Origin of the sequence: Janthinobacterium svalbardense (assembly GCF_002327145.1) — a bacterium.
GTDB classification, from domain to species: domain Bacteria; phylum Pseudomonadota; class Gammaproteobacteria; order Burkholderiales; family Burkholderiaceae_D; genus Janthinobacterium; species Janthinobacterium tructae.
The window spans coordinates 2,859,840-2,882,119 of sequence record NZ_CP023422.1 but is presented as its reverse complement, the minus strand read 5'-3'; the positions used below and the strand labels follow the sequence as shown (position 1 = coordinate 2,882,119).

The following is a 22,280-nucleotide window of genomic DNA, read 5'->3' as shown; positions in this document are numbered from 1 at the left end:
TTAGTGGCGAGAAATAGTGGCAAAAAACAGTGCTTTTGCACCACTTTCTCTACGAAAGTATTCTCACACAAAAATCGGAACAATTATCATCAATATTCGGAATACAACACATATATTTCTATATGGAAACCTGCAGAGACCGGTCAAACCGTCAGCCGATCAGCCCCCTCAAGCCGCTGGCGCGCTGCGTGCGGCGCAGAATCGCATCGAACAGCACGGCCTGCGTGGGCGAGACGAGGGTAAAGAAGTCGCGCGCGCGCGTGATGCCCGTGTAGACCAGTTCGCGCGCCAGCATGGCGCCGCCCTCCTGCGGCAGCACCAGCACCGTGTGGCGAAATTCCGAGCCCTGCGACTTGTGCACCGTCATGGCGAACGCCGTTTCCACGTGACGCAAGCGCGTGGCCAGCACGCTGCGCACGTTCTCGCCTTCCAAAAAGTACACGCGCAGGGAGCCGGGCCGCGCAGGGTCGCGCAAGGTCAGGCCGATGTCGCCATTGAACACGCCCGTGCCGTAGTCGTTACGCGTGACCATCACGGGGCGCCCCACATACCATTCGCTGCGGCGTATCCAGCCTTCCTTTTCCAGTCGCAGTTCGATGGCCGTGTTCAGGCCCGCCACGCCCCACTCGCCTTCGCGCACGGCGCACAGGATGCGGAATGCTTCAAAAGCGTGCAGCACGGCGCGCACCCAGTCGCCATGCTGCCCATACGCTGCTTCACCGGCATGCACCAGTTCCAGATAGGGCTGATAACCGCCCGGTGCATCCGCACGTCCGCGCAAGGCCAGGCGCAGCACCTCTTCCTGCTGCGCCGGCACGCTCCACGCCAGCTGGCCGCCGCTATCGCTGGCAAAACACGCATTGACCAGATCGGGCCTGCCGCCATTCACGGCCAACGCCAGCTCGCCAATCGGGCCGCTGAAACGGTGGCTGTGGCGCAGCATCACCGTCTGCTGCGCCAGCGCGCCGGCGCTACCTGCAAAGTCAGGCGGAATGGCCACGCCGCTGGCCGCCTGCGCATACGCGATGGTGGCCTCCGTGTAGCCGCCCGCCTGCGCATCGTGGCACAAGTCGCCCAGCACGGCGCCCGCTTCCACCGACGCCAGCTGGTCCTTGTCGCCCAGCAGTATCAATATCGCCGTGGGCGGCAAGGCGTCGAGCACCGAGGCCATCATCTCCAGGTGCACCATCGACGCTTCATCGACGATCAGCACATCGACGTCGAGCGGATTGCCCGCGTGGTGGGCAAAGGCGCGCGTATCGGGCCGCGCGCCCAGCAAACTGTGCAGGGTGCGCGCCGCGCCCATGCGCCGCGCCAGTTCCAGCAGTGGCAAGGCTTCCCCAACCTTTTCCGCCAGGCCGCTCAAAGCCTTGTCGATCGACTGTTTTAATCGCGCGGCCGCCTTGCCCGTCGGCGCGGCCAGCGCGATGCGCAACTGCTCCGGTTGTGGCGAGACGGCAAACAGCAGGGTCAACAGGCTCGCCACCGTGTACGTCTTGCCCGTGCCGGGACCGCCCGTGATGATGGCCACCTTGCCGCGCAGGGCGATGGCGCACGCCACCTTTTGCCAGTCCGGGCCACCATCCTGCGTGGGCTGGTCGAACAGGATGTCGAGCCATTGCCGCACCTGTACCAGCGGCGGCGTGCTCAAATCCTGCGCCCGCACGGCGATCTTTTCACCGACCAGGGTCTCGTCGCGCCAGTAGCGGCGCAGGTACAGACGATCGCCATCGAGCACCAGCGGCTGGCGCACATCGGGCGCACCCACCTGCCACACCTGCGGCGCGCCGGCCAGCAGCGCGCGCCAGCCGTCAAGCGATGCGGGCAGCGGGCCGGAAACGGCCAGCACGGCATGCCACAGCTCCTCGCTCCAGCCCAGCAGCTGCGACGGCTCGTCGGCCAGATCCGCCAGCATCAGACAGCTGTGCCCCCGCCCTTCCAGCTCGGACAGCACCACGCAGGCCACGGCCACGGCGGCGGCATCCGGCGCCTGCTCGTCCAGGCTGGCGATGAAGCGGGCAAAGGCGGCGCTCAGGCGGCGCAGATGGCCATCCCCGGCAACGCCGTCGACGTGGCTGAACAAGGCATTCATTTGCTCACTATGCTGCATGATGTTCCGCTTCCTCAGATAACAGTTGATCAAGTCCATCGAGCAGTTCCAGTTGCGGCGCCAGCCAGTAGCAGCCGTGCGTATCTGCATTCGCTATGCCGCGCAGGAACAGGAAGATGGCGCCGCCCAGGTGCTCGGCCGGATCGTACGCGTCGCCAAGCCGGCTTTTCAGCAGCCGGTGCAGGGCCAGCATGTAGATGGCACCCTGGATATCGTAGCGGTGCTGCGCCATGCCGGCCGCCAGCGCCTGCGTATGGTAGGCGGCGTCGCTGGCGCCCAGCGCATTCGACTTGTAGTCGAGCACCCAATAGCGGCCATCGCGTTCGATGACCAGGTCGGCAAAGCCTTTCAGCATGCCGTGCAGCTGGCGCCGCGGCAGCGCGGGACGCGGCGCGCCGCCCAACAGCAAGCGCGTGCACAACTGGTCGAGCGCTGCGGTGGACAAATGCTCGCTGGGGAACCAGAACTCCATCTCGGATAGCGTGCTGTCCAACTGCGACAGCGAGGCATCGAGCAGCGGCAGCGGCGTGATGGCGATTTCCCTGAGCCAGGCGATGGCGTCGTCCTGGCGGTGGCCCCAGCCCGCACGCTCGCAGCGCGCCGCCAGGCGCGTGTCAAAGTGCGCTTCGTGGACGCTGTCAAAACCTTCGCCGCCCATCCACTCGAGCTGCTCGTGCAGGAAATTGCCGGGCACGGAGCCGCGCGGGAAACGGTGCCACGGCGCGTCGCCCGTCTGCAGCGGCGACGCGGCTGGCACGCCGCTGCCGTCTTCCAGCAAGGTCTCTTCCAGCGCCCGCTGCGGCACGTGCGCGGCCGCCACGGCACCGATCTGCCGCGTCAGCGAGGTAAAACTACCCACCGACCAGTCGCGCTCGAACTCTCCAGTAAAAACGGGGGCCGGACGCAACTCCGGGCGCCGCTCGATGCGGTCCAGCACCGTGCAGGCATCGGGCTGCGCCAAAGAGCTCACGTAAATGGCCTCGCAATCGCCCGCCACCTGCTGCCAGCGCAGCAGCAACTGCTCCGCCGGCAGCTTGTCGCCGCCCGTCAGCAGATAGCCGAGCGCCGATTCGTGCAGGGTATTCTCGCCCGCCTTGCGCGCCGCCTGGGCGGCCACGCCCAGCCACAAAAAGTGGCGCGCGCGCGTCAGTGCCACGTACAGCAGGCGCAAGTCTTCCTCGATGCGCGCCTCTTCGACCGCGGCCATGGCCTCGTCGGACAGCGACAGGTCGAGGCGGCGTTCGCCATTGCCCCCCGCATAGTCGAAGAAGCTGCGGTTGCGTTTATCCACCTTGCGCGCCGTGACGGCGAACGGCAGATACACGAGCGGATATTCGAGTCCCTTGGATTTGTGCACGGTGATGACCTTCACCAGTTCCGCATCGCTTTCCAGGCGCAGCACGCGCTCGTCGCCGCCCTCGCCTTCACCGGCAATCTGCTCGGCCAGCCAGCGTATCAGCGCTTGCTCGCCATCGAGCTGGCGGCTGGCCGATTGCAGCAGTTCGGCCAGGTGCAGCAGATTCGTCAAGCGCCGCTCGCCGCCCGTCTGCTGCAGCAGCATGGCCGGCAGCTGCAATTCGTGGATGAAGCGGCGCAGCATGGCCAGCACGCCCTGGCGCTGCCAGATCAAATGCAGGGCCTTGAGTTGCTCGACGCGGCGCTCCCATTCCAGTTCATCGCTGGACAGACGCGCCAGCTCGCCCAGCGACAGGCCGATGGTGCGCGTGGCAAACGCGGCGCGCGCCAGCCCCCCGTCAAGCGGGTTGGCCAAAGCCGCCAGCCAGCGCAGCACGTCTTGCGCCTCCTCGCTGTCGACGACGGAATCCTTGTCGGACAGGTAGACGCTGGCGACCCGGCGGCGCGCCAGCGCACGGCGGATGGCCGCCGCTTCCTTGCGGTCGCGCACGAGGATGGCGATATCGGCCGGCTCCAGGCGCGTGAAACCGTCGGGGCCGGCAAAACCGGCTTGCGCATCGCCCAGCATGGCGACGATATGCTCGGCGCAATGCTGCGCAAAGTACTCGCGGTAGCTGTCGCCGCGCAGCCCTTCATCGCTGGCGCAGGCGGCCAGCAGTGCCGGCAGCGGACCGCCTGCGTTCACCAGCCATTCATCGCGGCCCTTGGCGTCGACCGCATCGAACGGCAGCGGATTCTCGCCCCCTTTACGGTAGCGAAAGGCGCCAGCCGGCACTTCGGCGCGCTCGGCATGCAGGAACAGCTGGTTGACGGCCGCCACCAGCGGCGCCGTCGAGCGGTAGTTGGTGCCCAGCTGGTAGTGGCGTCCTGCCGTGGCGCGCCGCGCCGCCAGGTAGCTCTGGATGTCCGCGCCGCGAAAGCCGTAGATCGACTGCTTCGGGTCGCCGATCAGAAACAGGCCTTGCGCCGGGTCGTTGTCGGCGATGCGGTACAGCAGATTGAAGATCTGGTACTGGGCCGGCGCCGTATCCTGGAATTCGTCGACCATCGCCAGCGGGTATTGATCGACGATGCGCTGGCGCAGGGCCGCGCCATTCTCGCCCGCCAGCGCGTCGTGCAGGCGCTGCAGCATGTCGGCAAAGCCGAACTGGCGCGACTGGCGTTTTAACTGATCCATGCGCCGCGCGATGGCCGCCGCCGCATGCAGGTGCAGCTTGTGCCCCAGCGGCGTAATTCCCGCCAGGGCGATCCCCAGCGCCTCGGTATGCTCGAAGCACTCGGGCACCGGGGCCGCGAAACTCTTGGCAAACGCATCCTCGATGCCGAACGGCGTCAAACGTTCCCACGCCTTGGCCGTGATGGCGGGCAGCAGCAACAGCGGGTCCTGCGCCCAGCGGCGCAAGCCGTCGAACCACTTCGCCAGGTTCTCCGGCTTCATCTTGACGCCGTTAAAACACTTGGGATTGGCGGCGCGGTGGTCGTTGATCCAGGTAGCCATCTGGTCCGTGCGTTCGACCCAGCCCGCCTTCAGGCTGGCCAGCTGCGCGGCCAGCGCCCGCTGTTCGCGCGCGATCAGCGCGGACAACGGTTCCTCGTGCGCCATGCCCATGATGTCCGCACGGCGCGCCAGCTCGCGCGCGCCTTTCTTCAGCGCCCCCACGTCGGGCCAGCAGGCCAGCAGCACGTCGAGCGCCTGCGGCGCCAGGGGATAGACTTGCTGGCGCCAGTAATCGTGGGCCGCATCCTCGAACAGGGCTTGCTCGTCGCTAACCAGTTCTTCATCGAACAGGCTGCCGCTGTCGAACGCGTGCTCGCGCAGCATGCGCTGGCACCAGGCGTCGATGGTGAAAATCGCCGCTTCATCCATCGTCTCGGCGGCCAGCATCAGCCGGTGCGCGGCCTTTTGCCGCTCGCTTTCGTCCGGATAGGATACCAGCAAGGCGTCGAGAAACGGATCGCGGCCGCCGGATTCAATGCCGGACTCGTGGCGGAAATAGGCGGCCGCCTCGATCAGGCGCTCGCGCACGCGGTTCGACAATTCGCGCGTGGCGGCGCGGGTAAACGTCATCACGAGGATGTCGGCCGGCAGCAGCGGGCGCGTAAAGCGGCTGTCGTCGTCGCCGTGCCCCAGCACGAGACGCACGTACAGCGCGGCAATGGTCCAGGTTTTACCCGTGCCGGCCGAGGCTTCGATCAGGCGCGAGCCGTGCAGCGGGAACGCCAGGGGGTTGAGCAGATGGCTCGTCATTGTTCTTCTCCCGCGCCGTCATCGGGCGCGCTGATCGGGTCGATCGTGATATGTTGTTGTAGCCACTCGGCCAGCGGGCCATACAGCTCGCGCGTGCAGTCCTGCCACGCTTCCTCGGCCGCCAGTGCGGAAAACTCGGGCCACAGGCGCGCCAGGCACAGTTCATCGCGCTCGCCAGACAGTTCAAAACCGCCATCGTAGACGGCGCGCGGGTCGCCCTGCTGCACCAGCGCCAGGCCCGTCTTGCACGCCGTGGGCAGCGGATGATTCATGCCTTCGCGCCATAGCGCCAGCAAGGTGGCCAGCGCATCGCGCGACGTGGCGGAATCGAGCGGCGCCATGCTGACGATGGCGTCGCGCGCCACCAGATAGCCGGTGACGCGAAAGCCGAGGGCGGCGGCGGCCAGCTGGCGCAGCCACATCAGCATCAGCTTGTCGCCGCGCGCCAGGCCGCTCTTGTCCGTCACCTTCGAGGAAATCTGCATCAGCCAGGCCGTCTCCTGCCCGTTGCTGCACAATTTGTCGAGCCAGTCGTCGATCTGCAACTCGCCGAACGGCAAATTGATGGCGCGCTTGTCGGCCGCCAGCGGGAACGAGGCGCGCAGCGACAGCCACGCGCTGCGCACGGGCACCAGCGCCTCGACCAGCTGCGCCTGCACCTGCTGGCCGATCAGGCCGATGGGCAGCACGCCTTCGCGCGCCAGCTTCTGCGCGCGCGCTTGCAGGCTGGCGCGCACGTCGTCCAGCGCTTCGACGGCGCCGCCATCGTCCAGCATGGTGTCTTCCAGCAGATAGCGTTCGAGCGCATTCAGGCCGAACGGCTCTTCATCCTCGCCCAGCATGGCCGCGTCGGCAAAATACACGCTCAGGCGGCGGCGGAAAAAGTATTTGACGGGCTGGCGCAAAAAGCTGGCCAGCTCGCCCAGTTTCAAACGCGTGCCGGGATCGAGCTCGTAGGGGCCCAGCGGCAGCACGGCGGCCTGCGCCTGCGCATCCGCATGCGCGACGCGCCATTCGCGCGCGTAGGTCAGCAAGCCATCGGCCTCGAAATAGCGGCGGCTGAACGGCTGCAGCGCGTGCTCGGTCGTCAGGCTTGCCAAATGCCGGTCCAGCGACCAGCCGGCGGCCAGGTAATCGCGCAGCTGCGACACCAGCACGGACGGCGGCTGCTCGGAATTGTCGCGCACATTGCGCCCCACCCAGCTCACGTACAGTTTGTCGCGCGCGGCCAGCAAGGCTTCGAGCATCAGGTAGCGGTCATCGTCGCGGCGCGAGCGGTCGCCCGGGCGCGCCATGCCGGGCAGCGCCAGCAAGTCGAAATCGGCTTTTTGCGCGCGGCGCGGGAAGTCGCCATCGTTCATGCCCAGCAGGCACACCACGCGAAACGGCACGGCGCGCATCGGCATCAGCGTGCAGAAGGTGACGCCGCCGGAGACGAATTGATGGTTCAGGGTCGGCTCGTCCAGCGCGCCCAGCCACGCCACGCGCAGCACGGACAGCGGCACCTGCTCGACAAAGCCCGCATGCTCGCAGGTTTCCAGCCAGCCCTGCAAGGCGCCTTCCAGCTGCGCCAGGGTCAGGCGGTCGCCCTCGTCGTCGGCATCAAAGAAGGCGGCCAGCAGCGCACGCGCCTGCACGCCCCATTCGGCTGGCGTGTGTGCGTTGGCCAGCACGCTGCGCCAGTGCAGCAGCGCCTCGACCAGCTGCGCCAGCGAGCCCGCCAGCGCCGCATCGAGGCCGCCCACTTCCGCATACGGCTCGATGCCGCCAAAGCTGGCGCCACTGCCGCTGGCATAGCCGAGCAGCATGCGCCGCACGCCGAAAATCCACGCATTCTGTTCCCCGGCCGCGCCCAGCCCCAGGCCGGCGCGGTGCGCCTGGTCCAGGCCCCAGCGCACGCCCGCCCCTTCGATCCAGGCGCCCAGGGTGGCCAGGTCGTCCGGCTGCAGGCCGAAGCGTGCCGCCAGCGCCGGCACGTCGAGCAGGTCGCGCACTTCGCTCTGGCGGCAGCGCTGCTGCGGCAGCTGCAGCAGCCACTCGAGCGCGACGAGCAGCGGATTGACGCTGCGGTCCTTCACGTCGCCGATCTCGAACGGGATGAAACGCTCGTCATTGCGCCGGTACTGGCCGAAGACGGCGTGGATGGCGGCCGTAAAGGTGTCGATGTCGGGCACCATCACCACCACGTCGCGTGGACGCAAGAGCGTTTCGGCGCTATGCGCGAACATGGCCAGCAGCTGGTCGTGCAGCACTTCCACTTCGCGCTGCACGCTGTGCGCCACGTGAAATTCGATCGAGCGGTCGCCGGCCTCGGGCGGCGTTTGTGCGTGTTCGGCCAGCGGACGCAGTTCACGGATGGCCACCTGCACCTGCTGCAGCAGGGTTTCGCCCGTTTCCTCGCCAAACAGGTCGATGCGCAGGCTGTCGTCGCGTCCTTCGGCTTGCGCGTGTTCGTCGAACTCGTCGAGCATGCGGATGAAATCGCGCCCTTGCCTGCCCCAGCTGGCCAGCAGCGGATGGCTGTGCGCATGCAGTGCTTCGAGCGGAATGTGCGCCAGGTCGGTGCCATTGCGCTGCCGCTGGCGCTTGTTTTCCGCGCGCAGCAAGTCGCGCCCGTCGATGATGTCGCCCCAGTAGAACTGGCATGGATTGGGCACGGCCAGCACCACCTGCGTGTGGCGCGCCAGCGCGGCCAGCGCCTGCAAGGTCTGGTACGGCAGGGCCGACACGCCAAACAGCACCACTCTGCGCGGCAGCTTGCCGGCAGGCTGCTCGCCGGCGGCGATCGCCGCCAGGAAAGCGTCGTGGATGTCGGCGCGGCCCGTGTCGCGTTCAAACGGTTCCACGTCGGCAGCCACGGCGCGCCACAACTGCGCCTGCCAGCGCTGGTCTTCCTTCAAGACCATAGCTTCGCCGCGCGCCGTGCGCAACTGGTCGCGCCCGGCAGCCCAGTCAGCCAGCCAGTCGGCGCGGTAGACCTGGTACTGGTCGAACAAATCGGCCAGGCGCTCGGCCAGTTGCAGCCGGCGTTCGCAATCGCCATCGGCAAGGAAGTAGCGCAGCGGCGCAAACACCGGGTCGGCCAGCAAGGAGGGTAAAAGACGCATCAAACGCCAGGTCAGCGGCGATTTATCAAATGGCGACACGCGCGGCACCCGCTCGCGCCCCAGCATGCCCCGGTAGCTTTCCCACAGCAGGCGCGCCGGCAGCGCGATGCGCGTGGCGGCGCACACGCCCATCTCCTCGGCCAGGGCGATCTTCAGCCATTCGGCCACGCCGTTCGACTGCACCAGGAAGATATCCGTTTCCAGCGGCGCCAGCGGATGCTGGCGCAGCCACTGAAAGACGGCGGCGCGCAGCTGTTCCAGCTGGTTGCCATGCAGGATGAGAAGGCCGGGCGTGACGGGAGTATGCATGCTGATCCGATGGGTTGCCGCGCCTCCGGCCTGGTGGCCAGAGACGTCAAAGGCATATTATCGCCGCTGCCTGCGTCAGGGGGCGTCGCTGGAGACAAATTCCAGCGAAATTTGTTCTGCCACCTGCGCCAGCGCCGGCTCCAGCGCAGCCAGCAAGGCGCGCGCCTGCTGCAGGTCGCCACCCAGGCGCAAGCCTTCGATCGAGGTGCACAGGCTGGCGAAGGCATGCGCACCCACGGCCAGCGCCGACGATTTGCTGCGGTGCCCCAGGTCGGCCAGGCGCCCCAGATCTTCCAGCGCCATGGCCTGCTCCATTTCGGCGATGCCGTCACGCGCCGTATCGAGAAACAGCTGGGTGTATTTGCGCATCTTCACGGCGTCATTGCTGAACGTGAGCGCCAGGGTGGCCAGATCGAGGATGGCCATGTCGCGCAACTCCGGCGCGGCGTTTGACGGCGGCGCTTTCGGCAGCGCCGCCAGCCTGTCGCCCACGCGCGCATGGCCAAGGCTGCCGATACCGCCGCGCAGACGGAACCATTTCGCCAGCAGGTGAAACAGCAGATTCGGGGCGATCGGCTTGGTCACGAATTCATCCATGCCTGCCGCCAGGCAGCGGGCGCGGTCTTCGCTGCCCGCATTGGCCGTCATGGCGATCACCAGCAGACCGCTGAGCTTTGGGTCGGCGCGGATGCGGCGCGTCGCCTCGAAGCCGTCCATTTCCGGCATCTGCACGTCCATCAGCACGCAGTCGTAGCGCTGGTGGGCCAGCAATTCCAGCGCTTCGCGGCCATTGCAGGCGACGCAGACGGTGGCGCCTGCGTCTTCCAGCAATTCGCAGCCCACCTGCTGGCTGAAGATGTTATCTTCCACCAGCAGGATGGATGCGCCACGGATCACGCCCAAGACGTCGGGCTCCACTTCGGCGATGCGCTCATCGCCCGCTTGCGCGCTTTTCTCCAGGCGCGCCGTGAACCAGAAGGTGCTGCCCTGGCCCGGCTGGCTGTACACGCCCACCTTGCCGCCCATGAGTTCAACCAGCTGCTTGCTGATCACCAGCCCCAGGCCGCTGCCGCCATACTTGCGCGTGGTTGAGGGGTCGGCCTGGTGAAAGGAGCGGAACAGCTGCGCCACTTCTTCCTGCTTCATGCCGATGCCCCTGTCCTGCACCTCGAAGCGCAGCATGGCGTGGCTGCCGCGCTCCTCCGACTGGCGCACGCGCACGAAGATGCTGCCATTGTCGGAAAACTTGATGGCGTTGCTGGTCAGGTTCAGCAAGACCTGCTCCAGACGCAGCGGGTCGCCGCGCCAGCGCTGCGACAGCTCGGACGCGATATCGAACTGCAGCGCCAGGCCCTTGACGGCGGCCGCATCGCCGAGCTGGCTGGCGATGTTCGCCAGCAGGGTGTCGAGACGGAAGTCCAGCACTTCCAGTTCCAGCTTGCCCGCCTCGATCTTGGAGAAATCGAGGATGTCGTTGATCAGGCCCAGCAAATGCTGGCCCGAATGGAAGATTTTTTGCAGATAATCGCGCTGGCGCGCATCGGCCACCGATTTCAGCGCCAGGTGCGCCATGCCGATGATGCTGTTCATCGGCGTGCGGATTTCATGGCTCATGTTCGACAGGAAGTCGCTCTTGGCCTGGCTGGCCGCGTCGGCCTGCTCCTTCAGGCGGTGCAGTTCCGTCACGTCGGTGGACAGGCAGATCAGGCCCGTGACGGGACCGGGCAAGCCCAGCGGCACCTTCACACTCCACAGGTGATGCACCTGACCCTGCGCATCGACGAAGCGCTCTTCGCCGACGAACTTGGTGCCGCTGTCGAACACCTGGCGTTCGGTCAGCTGCGCGGCGGCGGCCGCATCGCCGAGCATCAACTCGCCATCCTGGCGGCCGATCAACTGCTGCGCCGAGCGGCCCAGTATCTTCGCCGTGCGCGCATTCACGTAGCGGTAGCGCAGATCGGCATCCTTCATGTAGACGTAGGCATCGACGCTGTCGAGCACCGTATCGAGCAGTGTGCGCTGCGCCACCGCGTTGCGGCGCGAACGGTACAGGGTAAAGATATAGCCATAACCGAGCAGGGTGCCGGCCACGCCGACGGCCAGCGCCAGCCACGGGAAATAGCGGTCAAAGGGGCTGTACAGCTCCGCCTTGCGCACGCGGAAATGGGCTTTCCACACGCCCCCCTGATACACGATGGGCAGCACTTGGTCGAAATATGCGGCATCGCTGCCCGGTTGCGGCGGCGCCACCGCCAGGTCGCCGCCATCGTTGAACAGCAGACGGTCCTGCGGCGTGATGCGCAGGACGCCTTGGGCCGGCAGAGGCTCGACCGCGCTGTACAGAGTCAGGTGCAGCGGCTCCAGGGCGCTGCGTTCGAGCGCGCTGTGCACCAGCTGCGCCACGCCAAAGCCGATGCCCACGGACCCCTGGTAGGCGGCACGGCGCTCGGCCACGCTGCCTTGCGGCATGCCATTACGGTACACGGGCAGGCGCATGCCCAGGCCCACATGCGCGGGCGGTCCCTTGATCATGATCACCTGCCCCGACGCGCTGACTTCGCCGCTGTCGCGCGACTGCGCCAGGGCCTGCGCCACCAGCGGGTTGGCGCCGATATCGACGCCCATGCGTTCGGCCAGCAGCGAATCGGGCTCGAGGTAAGTGAGCACTGTGTATTCTGGCCGCTCGCCGGGCGGGCGGATGGTGAAAGCGGGATAGCCGCGCGGCGCCAGGCTGGTGTCACTGCGCACATCGGCGACATAGGCCGCGCGCTGCGCCTGCGTCAGCGCCACCGCATAATTGACCGATTCGATGGCGGGGAACTGGCGCGCGATATCGAGGCCGGCCACGTAATCGTGGAACTGGCGACGCGTCAGCTGCTCGCTGGTGCGAAACAGCGCTTCGAGGCCGCGCAGCAGGTCGGAATAGCTTTTTACGCGCGTGGCCAGGCTATGCTGGGCAGCGTGCGTGAGGTTGTCGAAACGCTGTTCGGCGTCGTCATCGACCGTGCGCACCGCGCCCGCATACAAGGCGCCGCCCACCGCCAAGGCCAGCAACAGGCCGCCTGCCCAAATTCTGATGCCTGATCCCGCCCCGCCCTTGCTCAAAGTGTGCATTGTCGATCGCTTATTCCGGTTTCCTCGAATGTGCGGCACTCCTGCCACCCAGCAAGCACGAGGATACTATCAAAGCTCACGCCCGACGCGCTTGTGCAAGAAAAAAAGCGCGCATGATGGTTGCACTGGAAAACGCCTGGTGCTTAAGCCAGCAAGGCGCTGGCACCATGGTCATCCCAGGCATCGGCGCAGCGCACCACCTCGCCCACGACGATGATGCAGGGGCTGCCCAGGCCGCTGGCCAGCAAGTCGGCGGGCAAAGCGTGCAAAGTGCTCAGCAACTCGCGCTGGGCGGGCAAGCTGGCCGATTGCACCACGGCCACGGGCGTGCCGGGCGCCATGCCGCCGGCCAGCAAGCCCGCCTGGATGGCTGCCACCCGCGCCACGCCCATATAGATGACGAGGGTGAGCTTGCTTTGCGCCAAGGCCGCCCAGTTCGGCTCGGAGGCGCTATCCTTGCCGTGGCCCGTAACGAAGATAGCGCCCTGGCTCCAGCTACGGTGCGTCAGCGGCACGCCGATGCTGGCCGGCGCGGCCAGGCCGCTGCTGATGCCGGGTATGACCTCGACGGCCACGCCGTGGCTGCGCAGGTAGGCGCGCTCTTCGCCGCCGCGTCCGAACAGGTAAGGGTCGCCCCCTTTCAGGCGCACCACGTGCAGGCCGGCGCGCGCTTCGGCCAGCATCAGGCGCTCGATGAAGGCTTGCGGCGTGGAAGCACAGCCGCCCCGCTTGCCCACCTCGACCACGCGCACGCCGGGCGCCGCATGCGCGAGGATGGCCGGGTTGACGAGGTCGTCGATCAGCACCACGTTGGCCCGCGCGATGGCCTTTGCTGCCTTGATCGTCAGCAAGTCCGGATCGCCGGGACCGGCGCCGACCAGGGTCACGCTTCCAAGTTGCGCCATGATGCAGTCTCCAGTCAGAAATTGAGTCAAAAACAATGGCCGATGGCAAACGATGCCGCGTACGCTTCCGGCGCGCTGCCGTCCCACACCACGCCGTCGCACAGGGTCGAGCTGCGCATGGCGGCCTTTGGTACTGGCGTAGCCGTCATCTCCGCCGCCTGGCGGTACAGGTCGATGCGGTTGACTTGCCGTGCCACCGCCAGGTAATCGGGTTCGTCGCGCAACAAGCCCCAGCGCCGGTGCTGGGTCATGAACCACATGCCGTCGGACAGGTAGGGGAAATTCACGGCGCCGTCCCGGTAGAACTTCAAACCGTGGGCCTCGTCCCAGGTCTTGCCCAGGCCATCCTGATAATGGCCGAGGATGCGCGGCGCCAGCATTTCCTGCGGTGTATTCAAGTAAGCGGGCTCGGCCAGGGTAGCCGCCATGGCCAGCCGGTTGGTATCGCTGGCGTCGATCCAGCGGCCCGCCTCGAGCACGGCGGCGATCAGGGCGCGGCAGCTGTTCGGATGCTGGCGCGCAAACGCGGCGCTGGTGCCCAGCACCTTGCCCGGATGATCGGGCCAGATGGCGCCGCTGCTGGCGGCCGTCACGCCCACGCCATCGACGATGGCCTTGTAGCCCCACGGTTCACCCGCGCAAAAGCCATCCATCTGGCCCGCGCGCAAGGCCGCCACCATCTGCGACGGCGGCACCGTCATCACGCGCGCGTCGCGCAGCGGATTGATGCCATGCGCGGCCAGCCAGTATTGCAGCAGCATCGCGTGGTTGCCGGTCGGGAAAGTATGCGCAAACGCAAAGGGCCGCGCCGCGCCGCGCATATGCCGCGCCAGTGTGGGACCATCGTGGGCACCCTCGCGCGCCAGCGCCGCCGACAGGGTGACGGCCTGGCCGCTGTGATTCAGGTTCATCAAGACTGCCATGTCGCGCTGCTGACCGCCGATGCCCATCTGCACGCCATACACGAGACCGTACAACACGTGGGCCGCATCAAGTTCGCCATTATGCAATTTGTCGCGCACGCCGGCCCACGACATCTCCCGGCTCAGTTCGATCTTGATGCCGTATTTTTCATCCAGGCCCAGCTTTGAGGCCATCACCAGCGAGGCGCAATCGGCCAGCGGCAGGTAGCCGATGCGTATCGTCTGTTTTTCCGGATGCATGGAGCGCATCGCCTGGGCATTGGCGCCCGCTTGCTGTGTCATACCATTCCTTGCTGATAAGTACTGTTATTCCGCGCCACCGTGGGCAAGGCTCTCCCCGTCCGGCAGCAAGGAACGTGCCCGTGCATGTCCGGTTCATGGAGGCTGGAAACGCACCGCGATGGTGCGCTGCACCAGCATGTGTCAGAAAATGGGCGCTTCATCCCAGCAAGTCCTCCACGTCGAGGATGCGCTGGGCAATTTCCGCCAACTTCAGCTTTTTATTCATCGCCATGCTGCGCAGCCGCTGGTAAGCCTGCTCTTCCGTCAAGCCCTGATGCGTCATCAACAGGCCCTTGGCCCGTTCGATCACCTTGCGTTCCAGCAGCTTGTGCCGCGTGTCGAGCAATTCGGCGCGGAGTTTTTCTTCCTGGCGAAAGCGCGCCAAGGCCACGTTCAGCACGGGTTGAATGCGCTCGGCCTGCAGGCCGGCGACGATGTAGGCGGACACGCCGGCCGCCATGGCCGCGTCGATGCTGGCCGTGGCGCCGTCTTCGGTAAATAATACGATGGGGCGGCGCTCGTCGCGCGTGGCGATGACGATGTGTTCGAGCACGTCGCGCGCGTCCGATTCGGCATCGATGATGATGAGGTCAGGCTGCAGTTGCGCGATGCGCTCGGGAAGGTAGAGGTCGGCTGGCAGCGAGGCGATGATGTCGAAACCCGATTCCAGCAAGCCGATGCGCAAGGCATTGCCGCGCAGCACTTGGGCCGCCAAGGCCGCGTCCGCGTGCACGCCGTGCTCGACAATGGTGTTGACGACAACGATGCGCAAAGGCTGGGTACGGCTGGACGTCATGGGAGCGATCTGCAATGGCTAAACGATTAACCATTGCAGTAAGCAAGAAGCGAACCAGCTGATTTTACATTTACTTGAGGGTCGGCATGGCAAACTCCGCGCCGGCAGCCGTCGAGGCTGGCCAGCGCTGCGTCACAGCCTTCTGTTTCGTGTAAAAGCGCACCGATTCCGGGCCATGCGCGTGGTGGTCGCCAAACAGGCTGCGCTTCCAGCCGCCGAAGCTGTGGAAAGCCATCGGCACGGGGATCGGCACGTTGACCCCCACCATCCCCACCTGCACCCGGTGCGTGTATTCGCGCGCCGTGTTGCCGTCGCGCGTGTAGATGGCCGTGCCGTTGCCATATTCGTGGGCGTTGACCAGGTCCAGCGCCGTCGTAAAATCGGGCACGCGCACGATACACAGGACAGGGCCGAAGATTTCCTCTTTATAGATGGTCATCTCAGGCGTGACGTGATCGAACAGGCTGCCACCGAGGAAAAAGCCGTTTTCATGGCCGGGCAGCACGAAACCGCGTCCATCACTGACCAGCTTGGCGCCTTCCTTGACACCGGTGGCGATGTAGCCGGCGATCTTCTCCTTGTGCACTTGCGTGACGACAGGCCCCATCTCGGCCGACAAATCCATGCCTTGCGTAATTTTCAAGGCGGCGATGCGCGGCACCAAGGCTTCGACCAGCTGGTCCGCCACATTGCCCACCGCCACGACGACAGAAATGGCCATGCAGCGCTCGCCCGCCGAACCGAAGGCGGCGCCCATCAGGGCGTCCACCGTCTGGGGAATATCTGCGTCCGGCATGACGACCATGTGGTTTTTCGCGCCACCCAGCGCTTGCACGCGCTTGCCCTGCGCGCAGCCGGTGGCGTAGATGTATTCGGCGATCGGCGTGGAGCCGACAAAGCTGACGGCGCGCACGTCCGGATGGTGCAGCAAGCCGTCGACGGCCTCTTTATCTCCCTGCAGCACATTAAAGACGCCGTCGGGCAAGCCCGCGTCCGTCAACAGCTGCGCCAGCAGCAGGCTGGCGGACGGGTCGCGCTCCGATGGTTTGAGTACGAACGTATTGCCGCAGGCAATCGCCATCGGGAACATCCACATCGGCACCATCACGGGGAAATTGAACGGCGTGATGCCGACGCAGACACCGAGCGCCTGGCGGATCGACCAGGCGTCGATGCCGCCGGCCACTTGCTCGCTGTATTCGCCCTTCATCATCTGCGGGATACCGCAGGCAAACTCCACCACCTCGATGCCGCGCGTCACTTCCCCTTTCGCATCGGTAAACACCTTGCCGTGTTCGGCCGTGATCAGGGCGGCCAATTGATCCGCATGTTCTTCCAGCAATTCCTTGAACTTGAACATGACGCGGGCGCGGCGCAGGGGCGAGGTTTGCGACCAGGCAGGAAACGCCGCGTGGGCGGCGGCCACGGCCGCGTTCAGCTCGGCGGCAGTCGCCAGCGACACCTTGGCCGTGACGGCGCCCGTGGCGGGATTGAAGACGTCGCTCGTGCGCTCGGAGCGCGAAGCCATGGGGTTGCCACCAATAAAGTGGCCGATCTGTTGCGTTGTCATCTTGAATCCTCTATTTGGTATGCATCAGCCACTCATGGGCCGGGTCGTTTTTAAAATGCCACACGCGTTTCGGGCCGGCCATCACGTTCAGGTAGTAGCCGTCATAGCCATACGGCACGGTGACGGGGTGGTAACCCCTGGGCACCATCACCACGTCGTGGTTTTCCACGGCCATGGCTTCGTCGATGGAACGGTCATCCGTGTAGACTCGTTGGTAGGCAAAGCCCTGCTCCGGATTGAGGCGGTGGTAATACGTTTCTTCCAACGAACTTTCCAGCGGCACATTGTCGCTATCGTGTTTATGCGGCGGATAACTGGACGAGTGGCCGGACGGCGTGACTACCTCGACTACCAGCAAGCCATCGGCCTCGGCTGTCTGCGGCAGGATGTCGCACACATAGCGCGTGTTAGCGCCCTTGCCGCGCACGGAACGCGTCATGCTGGCCGGTTCGATCAGGCGCGCCGGACGGTGCGTGGTGGCCGGCGCGCTGCACAGGGCCACTTCGGCAGCGCTCACGGCCGTAATGCTGACCCGGGTATCGAGCGGCACATACACGGCGTAGGGCGAGACGTCCTCGAAGACGCTGGCGCGATTGCCGATGGCTTCCCAGCGCTGCTCGCCCGCCTGCACGGTGACCGTGCCCGTCAGCACGACGAGGCACAGTTCGCGGCTGTTCGTCTCCAGGCTGATGTGCTCGCCGGCAGCCAGACGGTGCGCGGCAAAGCCCACATGCGTCCAGCCGGCCGACTCGGGCGTGACTTCGACGATGGTCTGTCCCTGCCCTGCTTTCACCAGCAGCGGGCTCATGCCGCTTCCCTGCCCAGCCGGGGAATGGCCTCGACGAGATGCGCCAGGTAATCGTGGCCCATCTTTGCATACTGGTAACTGGGCGCCACGGCCGGGTCTTGCTCCGCTTCCACCACCAGCCAGCCCTCGTAACCATGCAGATACAAACGCGTGAGTATGGCCGGGAAGTCGATGCAGCCGTCGCCAGGCACGCTGAAGGCGCCATTGATGACGGCTTGCAGGAAACTCCAGTGGCCGTTGCGGGCCAGTTTCACCACATTCGGGCGCACATCCTTGCAATGCACGTGGCAAATCCTGTCGATATGTTTATTCAGCACCGCCAGCGCATCGCCGCCGGCAAACGTGATATGCCCCGTATCAAACAGCAAGCCCACTTCCGGCCCGGTCAAGGCCATCAGCTGATCCACGTCGGCCGGGGTTTCCACATACGCACCCATGTGGTGGTGATACGCCAGGCGCACGCCATTGTCGAGCAAGTGCCTGGCGAAGGCCGTCAATTTGTCGGCATAGGCCTGCCATTGCTGCTGCGTCTGGAAACGCGGGCGTTTGTACAGGGGGCGCGCTTCGCCCTGGATGGCGTCGGCCACTTCGCCGTACACCATGACGGTCGCGCCGCTGTCGGCAAGCAGGCGCAAGTGAGATGCCACGGAGGCGATCTCTTCCTCGACGGAGCGGTGCGCCAGGCGGCCCGAATACCAGCCGGAAACACAGGCAAGATTATATTTTCCCAGCACGGCGTTCAGGGCCGGCGCATCCTTTGGAAACTTGTTGCCCAGCTCGAAACCCACGTAGCCGATCTCGGCGCCCTCTTTCAGCGCTGTCTCCAGGGGCGTCTCGCCGCCCAGGCTGGGCAAATCGTCGTTCATCCACGAGATCGGGTTGATGCCGATCTTGACATTCCAGGTAGTCATCTCAATTCCTTTGTTTCAGACGGTCAAGTTCATAACGGGCACGCGCAGCTTGCACGCCGGGCTGGGTGGAGACTTCGGGCACGGCCACTTCCCACCAGCAACCACCCTCTTCTGTCGTGCGCGTGTCGTCCGTATTGATGCAGATCAGATACGTACGCGGTGCGGCGCGGGCGCGCAGCATGGCCTGTTCCAGTTCGGAGATATTGCCAACGTGTTCGGAGAGCGCGCCCAGCGACTGCGCATGCAGGGCAAAGTCGATCACGGGGGCGCTATCGGGCAACATATTGTTGAACGAGGCATTGCCGCACGCCTGCTGCAATCGGTTGATGCAGCCGTAACCGCGATTATCGAGCACGACGATGATGAGTTTTTTGTCGAGCATGACGGAAGTGGCGATTTCCGAATTCATCATCAGGTAGCTGCCGTCGCCCACCATGACGATCACCTCGGCATCCGGTTTCGCCATCTTGACGCCGAGGCCGCCGGCAATCTCGTAACCCATGCATGAGTAGCCGTATTCCATGTGGTAGCCGCCCGGTGTTTCCGTTCGCCACAGCTTGTGCAGTTCGGCCGGCAAGGTGCCTGCCGCACAGACGACGATGTCGCGGGTGGTGGAGTCCCTGGATGAACGCTGCACCGCGCCGATGACTTCGCCGTCATACGGCAAGCCGGCGACTTCCCGCTGGCCGGTGATGTCTGCGACTGTCGCGCGCCAGGCATGGCCCGCCTGCTGCGCCCGGTCCAGCCAGTGGCCCGCGCTGTTCCAGCTGCCCAGCAGCCGCGACAGGCCCTGCAAGCCAAGCGTCGCATCCGCCTGCAGCCCCAGGCCCCGGCGTTTCAAGGCATCAAAACTGTTGACGTTCAGGCTCACCAGTTGCGCTTGCGCAAACAGGGAATTCGAGCCCGTGGTGAAATCCTGCAGGCGCGTGCCGACGGCCAGCACCACGTCCGCATCAAACGCCAGCGCGTTCGCCGCAGGCGAGCCCGTCACGCCGATGGCGCCCAGTTGCAAAGGGTGGTTCCACGGCAAGGCGCTCTTGCCGGCCTGGGTTTCCGCCACGGGAATGCCATGCCGCTCGGCAAACGCCTGCAGGGCGGCGCTGGCCTTGCCGTACAGCACGCCACCACCGGCCACGATCAGCGGCTGTCTGGCGTTTTTCAGCAATTCCACCGCTTCTTCCAGTTCCTGCTCGATGGCGGGCAAGGCGCGGAAACGCACGATGCGCGGCTCGAAAAAGTCGGCCGGATAGTCATACGCCATCGTTTGCACGTCTTGCGGCAGGGACAAGGTGACGGGACCACAGGCGGCCGGGTCCGTCAAGGCGGCAATGGCGCGTGGCAAGGCCGTCAGCAACTGTTCCGGATAGATAATGCGGTCAAAGTAACGCGACAGTGGCTTGAACGCATCGTTGACCGAGACGCTGCCGTCGCTGCCATCTTCCAGCTGCTGCAACACCGGGTCCGGCGCCCGCGAGACGAATACGTCGCCCGGCAGCAAGAGCACGGGCAAGCGGTTCACGTGCGCCAGCGCGGCGGCCGTCAGCAAATTCGTCGCGCCCGGGCCGATGGAACTGGTGACGGCCATCATGCGCCGGCGCATGTGCGCCTTCGCGTAGGCAATCGCCGAGTGCGCCATCGCCTGCTCGTTGTGTGCGCGATAGGTGGGAAAAGTATCGCGATACTGGTACAGCGCTTCGCCCAGGCCAGCCACGTTGCCGTGGCCAAAGATGGCGAAGGCGCCGCCGAACAGGGGCTGGCCGTCATCGGTACGCAATACCGACAGATAGCGCACCAAGGCCTGGGCCATGGTCAAACGGATGGTGGCGCTCATGCCGCACGCTCCAGCCGATTGCGCGTGCGTTGCCACAAGCTGATGAGTTGTTCGAAGTTGGCGCGCACGGCGGCGATCAGGCCCGCATCGTCAAGATCTCCGGCCAGCCAGCGGCGGCTCGGTTCCTGGAAGATGGTGCGGCCCACCATGAAGCCGCGGCACGTGGTGCTGGCACTGGCTTGCTCAAAACTGGCGGCCAGTTTTTCGATCGGGGCATTCAAGCCCAGCAAGACAACGCCACGGCAATATGGATCGCGCTCGTGCACCAGGGCATCGATGGCTTGCCATTGCTTGGCCGACATGCTTTCCAGCTTCCACCATTCGGGGTAAATGCCCAGGTTGTACAGGCGCTTGACGGCGCGCAAGACGGTATCGTCACTGTGCGGCAGGGATTCCGACGGGATCACCTCCAACAGCAGTTCGTGACCGCTCACTTGCGCCGCGTCGTACAGAGCCTTGATCTGCGCTTCCTGTTCCAGCCGGTTTTCCACGGCGTCGTCCGGGTGCAGCTGCACCAGGCACTTGATCACGTGTTCCTTTGGCCAGCTGAGCAGATGCGAGCCAATGGAGCGGCCCCAGTCGAATTGCAGCGGGTTCGAGCCAGGCAATTCCACGGGACGGCCTATCCACCAGCCCCGCCCCGTCGCATCGTTGAGCGCGTCGACGCCATAGCGGCCATCGATCAGCACGCCCGTCTTGCCGGCCAGCTGCAAGGCCGTTTCCGTCTGCGCCACGGCTTGCACCATCAGTTGCTTCAGGGCTAAGATACGCGATTCGGCTGCGCCCGTCTGTTGCGCCAGCTCAAAGAACTGCGTGCGGTGGTCGAAGGCAAACACGCATAATTCATCCCATTGCTGGCGCGCTACCGTCGTGCGGTGCAAGCGGGACAAGGTGGCGTCCTGGTCCGGCTGCGTCAGTTTTGCCGCATTGGCGAGGAAATAATCGAGTTCGACGGGCGACGGCATGGCCGGTGCGCAGCCGTGGCGCGATACGACCAGGGCGCCGCAGCCATTCGCGTAGCGGCAGCACGCTTCGTAATCCTCGCCGCGCAGCCAGCCTTTCAGGAAGCCGGACAGAAACGCATCGCCCGCGCCCAGCACGTTCAGCACTTCCACGCGCACGCCACGGTAGTTATACGCATCATCCAAGCTGGCCGGTATCACGCTGTCGATGACGGCGCTGCCCAGCGGGCCCCGCTTGACGACCAGGGTGGCCAGGGTGGCGGCCCGCACGGCGCGCAGGGACGCCATGATGTCCGCGCCGCCGCCGGCGATCATGAATTCCTCTTCCGTGCCGACGATCAGGTCGAATTGCGGCAGGATCGCCTGCAAATGGCGGGTCACGCCTTCGTTCGAAACGAAGCGCGTTTCGCCGTCCGCCTTGCCCGACAAGCCCCACAGCACGGGCCGGTAATCGATGTCGAGCACAGTGCGCACGTTGTTGGCACGGGCCAGTTTCAATGCTTGCGTGCTGACGGCGTGCATGGCACTGGTAGAAAAATGCGTGCCAGTGATCAGGAGCGCTTTGCTGGAGGAAATGAAGGCCGCATCCACCGACGCCAGGTCGATGGCCATGTCGGCGCAATTTTCCCTGTAAAAAATCAGGGGGAAGGTGTTTTTATCCTTGATGCCCAGCATGACGAGGGCGGTGAGGCGGTCGCGGTCGATGCCCACGTGGCTGACGTCGCAGCCTTCCTTCGACAAAGTGTCGGTGAGGAAACGTCCCATGTGGTCGTCGCCCACTTTCGACAGCATGGCCGATTTGAGGCCCAGGCGGGCCGTGCCGAAGGCGATGTTCGCCGACGAGCCGCCCAGGTATTTGGCGAAACTGCTCGCGTCTTCCAGCGGGCTGCCGATCTGCTGCGCATACAGGTCCACCGCCAGGCGGCCCAGGCAAATCACGTCGAGCGCGCGGCCCTGGGCAAATTGTGTCGGGTTATTCATGGTTATC

The 22,280-nt window shown here is 65.5% G+C and carries 12 protein-coding genes; all 12 read right to left on the bottom strand.

Annotation, left to right across the window (positions count from 1 at the left end; genetic code table 11):
* Nucleotides 1-151 precede the first annotated feature (151 nt).
* The 12 genes from recD to CNX70_RS12860 all read right to left on the bottom strand — a co-directional run bounded on the left by recD (nt 152) and on the right by CNX70_RS12860 (nt 22,273).
* A complete protein-coding gene (gene recD / locus CNX70_RS12915; protein WP_096235009.1) occupies nt 152-2,110 on the bottom strand; it encodes an exodeoxyribonuclease V subunit alpha in 1,959 nt (652 codons plus the stop codon).
* Nucleotides 2,100-5,774 carry an exodeoxyribonuclease V subunit beta gene (gene recB / locus CNX70_RS12910; protein ID WP_096235008.1) on the bottom strand — a complete coding sequence of 1,225 codons (3,675 nt, stop codon included), beginning with the start codon at nt 5,772-5,774 and terminating at the stop codon, nt 2,100-2,102. Before recB ends, recD begins: the two co-directional genes overlap by 11 nt.
* Nucleotides 5,771-9,190: an exodeoxyribonuclease V subunit gamma gene (recC, locus tag CNX70_RS12905; protein ID WP_096235007.1), complete on the bottom strand. Its 3,420-nt coding sequence runs from the start codon at nt 9,188-9,190 to the stop codon at nt 5,771-5,773. Before recC ends, recB begins: the two co-directional genes overlap by 4 nt.
* Before the next feature lie 75 nt (nt 9,191-9,265).
* Entirely contained in the window at nt 9,266-12,244 is a 2,979-nt protein-coding gene (locus CNX70_RS12900) for a CHASE domain-containing hybrid sensor histidine kinase/response regulator family protein (protein ID WP_244199135.1), read from the bottom strand.
* Between the two features lie 203 nt (nt 12,245-12,447).
* Nucleotides 12,448-13,209, bottom strand: a complete 762-nt coding sequence (gene cobA, locus CNX70_RS12895; RefSeq protein ID WP_096235005.1) for a uroporphyrinogen-III C-methyltransferase — start codon at nt 13,207-13,209, stop codon at nt 12,448-12,450.
* A gap of 26 nt (nt 13,210-13,235) precedes the next feature.
* Entirely contained in the window at nt 13,236-14,414 is a 1,179-nt protein-coding gene (locus CNX70_RS12890; protein WP_096235004.1) for a CmpA/NrtA family ABC transporter substrate-binding protein, read from the bottom strand.
* Nucleotides 14,415-14,571: 157 nt separating this feature from the next.
* The gene (locus CNX70_RS12885) at nt 14,572-15,210 is read right to left on the bottom strand and encodes an ANTAR domain-containing response regulator (protein ID WP_096235003.1); all 639 of its coding nucleotides are present in this window, start codon (nt 15,208-15,210) and stop codon (nt 14,572-14,574) included.
* A gap of 70 nt (nt 15,211-15,280) precedes the next feature.
* Entirely contained in the window at nt 15,281-16,780 is a 1,500-nt protein-coding gene (locus CNX70_RS12880) for a CoA-acylating methylmalonate-semialdehyde dehydrogenase (RefSeq protein ID WP_096235002.1), read from the bottom strand.
* Between the two features lie 10 nt (nt 16,781-16,790).
* Nucleotides 16,791-17,588, bottom strand: coding sequence for a 5-deoxy-glucuronate isomerase (gene iolB, locus CNX70_RS12875; RefSeq protein WP_096235001.1), 798 nt, complete (start codon nt 17,586-17,588; stop codon nt 16,791-16,793).
* The gene (iolE, locus tag CNX70_RS12870) at nt 17,585-18,499 is read right to left on the bottom strand and encodes a myo-inosose-2 dehydratase (protein ID WP_096235000.1); all 915 of its coding nucleotides are present in this window, start codon (nt 18,497-18,499) and stop codon (nt 17,585-17,587) included. The genes iolB and iolE overlap by 4 nt, the downstream gene beginning before the upstream one ends.
* A 1-nt stretch (nt 18,500) precedes the next feature.
* Nucleotides 18,501-20,330: a 3D-(3,5/4)-trihydroxycyclohexane-1,2-dione acylhydrolase (decyclizing) gene (gene iolD / locus CNX70_RS12865; RefSeq protein WP_096234999.1), complete on the bottom strand. Its 1,830-nt coding sequence runs from the start codon at nt 20,328-20,330 to the stop codon at nt 18,501-18,503.
* Entirely contained in the window at nt 20,327-22,273 is a 1,947-nt protein-coding gene (locus tag CNX70_RS12860; RefSeq protein WP_096234998.1) for a bifunctional 5-dehydro-2-deoxygluconokinase/5-dehydro-2-deoxyphosphogluconate aldolase, read from the bottom strand. The genes iolD and CNX70_RS12860 overlap by 4 nt, the downstream gene beginning before the upstream one ends.
* Nucleotides 22,274-22,280 lie beyond the last annotated feature (7 nt).

Bases quoted from the DNA above. Each gene is read 5' to 3' on its own strand.
- CNX70_RS12890 (WP_096235004.1), bottom strand. From the start codon at position 14,414: ATGACACAGCAAGCGGGCGCCAATGCCCAGGCGATGCGCTCCATGCAT.
- iolB (WP_096235001.1), bottom strand. From the start codon at position 17,588: ATGAGCCCGCTGCTGGTGAAAGCAGGGCAGGGACAGACCATCGTCGAA.
- CNX70_RS12885 (WP_096235003.1), bottom strand. From the start codon at position 15,210: ATGACGTCCAGCCGTACCCAGCCTTTGCGCATCGTTGTCGTCAACACC.
- recC (WP_096235007.1), bottom strand. From the start codon at position 9,190: ATGCATACTCCCGTCACGCCCGGCCTTCTCATCCTGCATGGCAACCAG.
- iolD (WP_096234999.1), bottom strand. From the start codon at position 20,330: ATGAGCGCCACCATCCGTTTGACCATGGCCCAGGCCTTGGTGCGCTAT.
- recD (WP_096235009.1), bottom strand. From the start codon at position 2,110: ATGCAGCATAGTGAGCAAATGAATGCCTTGTTCAGCCACGTCGACGGC.
- iolE (WP_096235000.1), bottom strand. From the start codon at position 18,499: ATGACTACCTGGAATGTCAAGATCGGCATCAACCCGATCTCGTGGATG.
- cobA (WP_096235005.1), bottom strand. From the start codon at position 13,209: ATGGCGCAACTTGGAAGCGTGACCCTGGTCGGCGCCGGTCCCGGCGAT.
- CNX70_RS12860 (WP_096234998.1), bottom strand. From the start codon at position 22,273: ATGAATAACCCGACACAATTTGCCCAGGGCCGCGCGCTCGACGTGATT.
- CNX70_RS12880 (WP_096235002.1), bottom strand. From the start codon at position 16,780: ATGACAACGCAACAGATCGGCCACTTTATTGGTGGCAACCCCATGGCT.
- recB (WP_096235008.1), bottom strand. From the start codon at position 5,774: ATGACGAGCCATCTGCTCAACCCCCTGGCGTTCCCGCTGCACGGCTCG.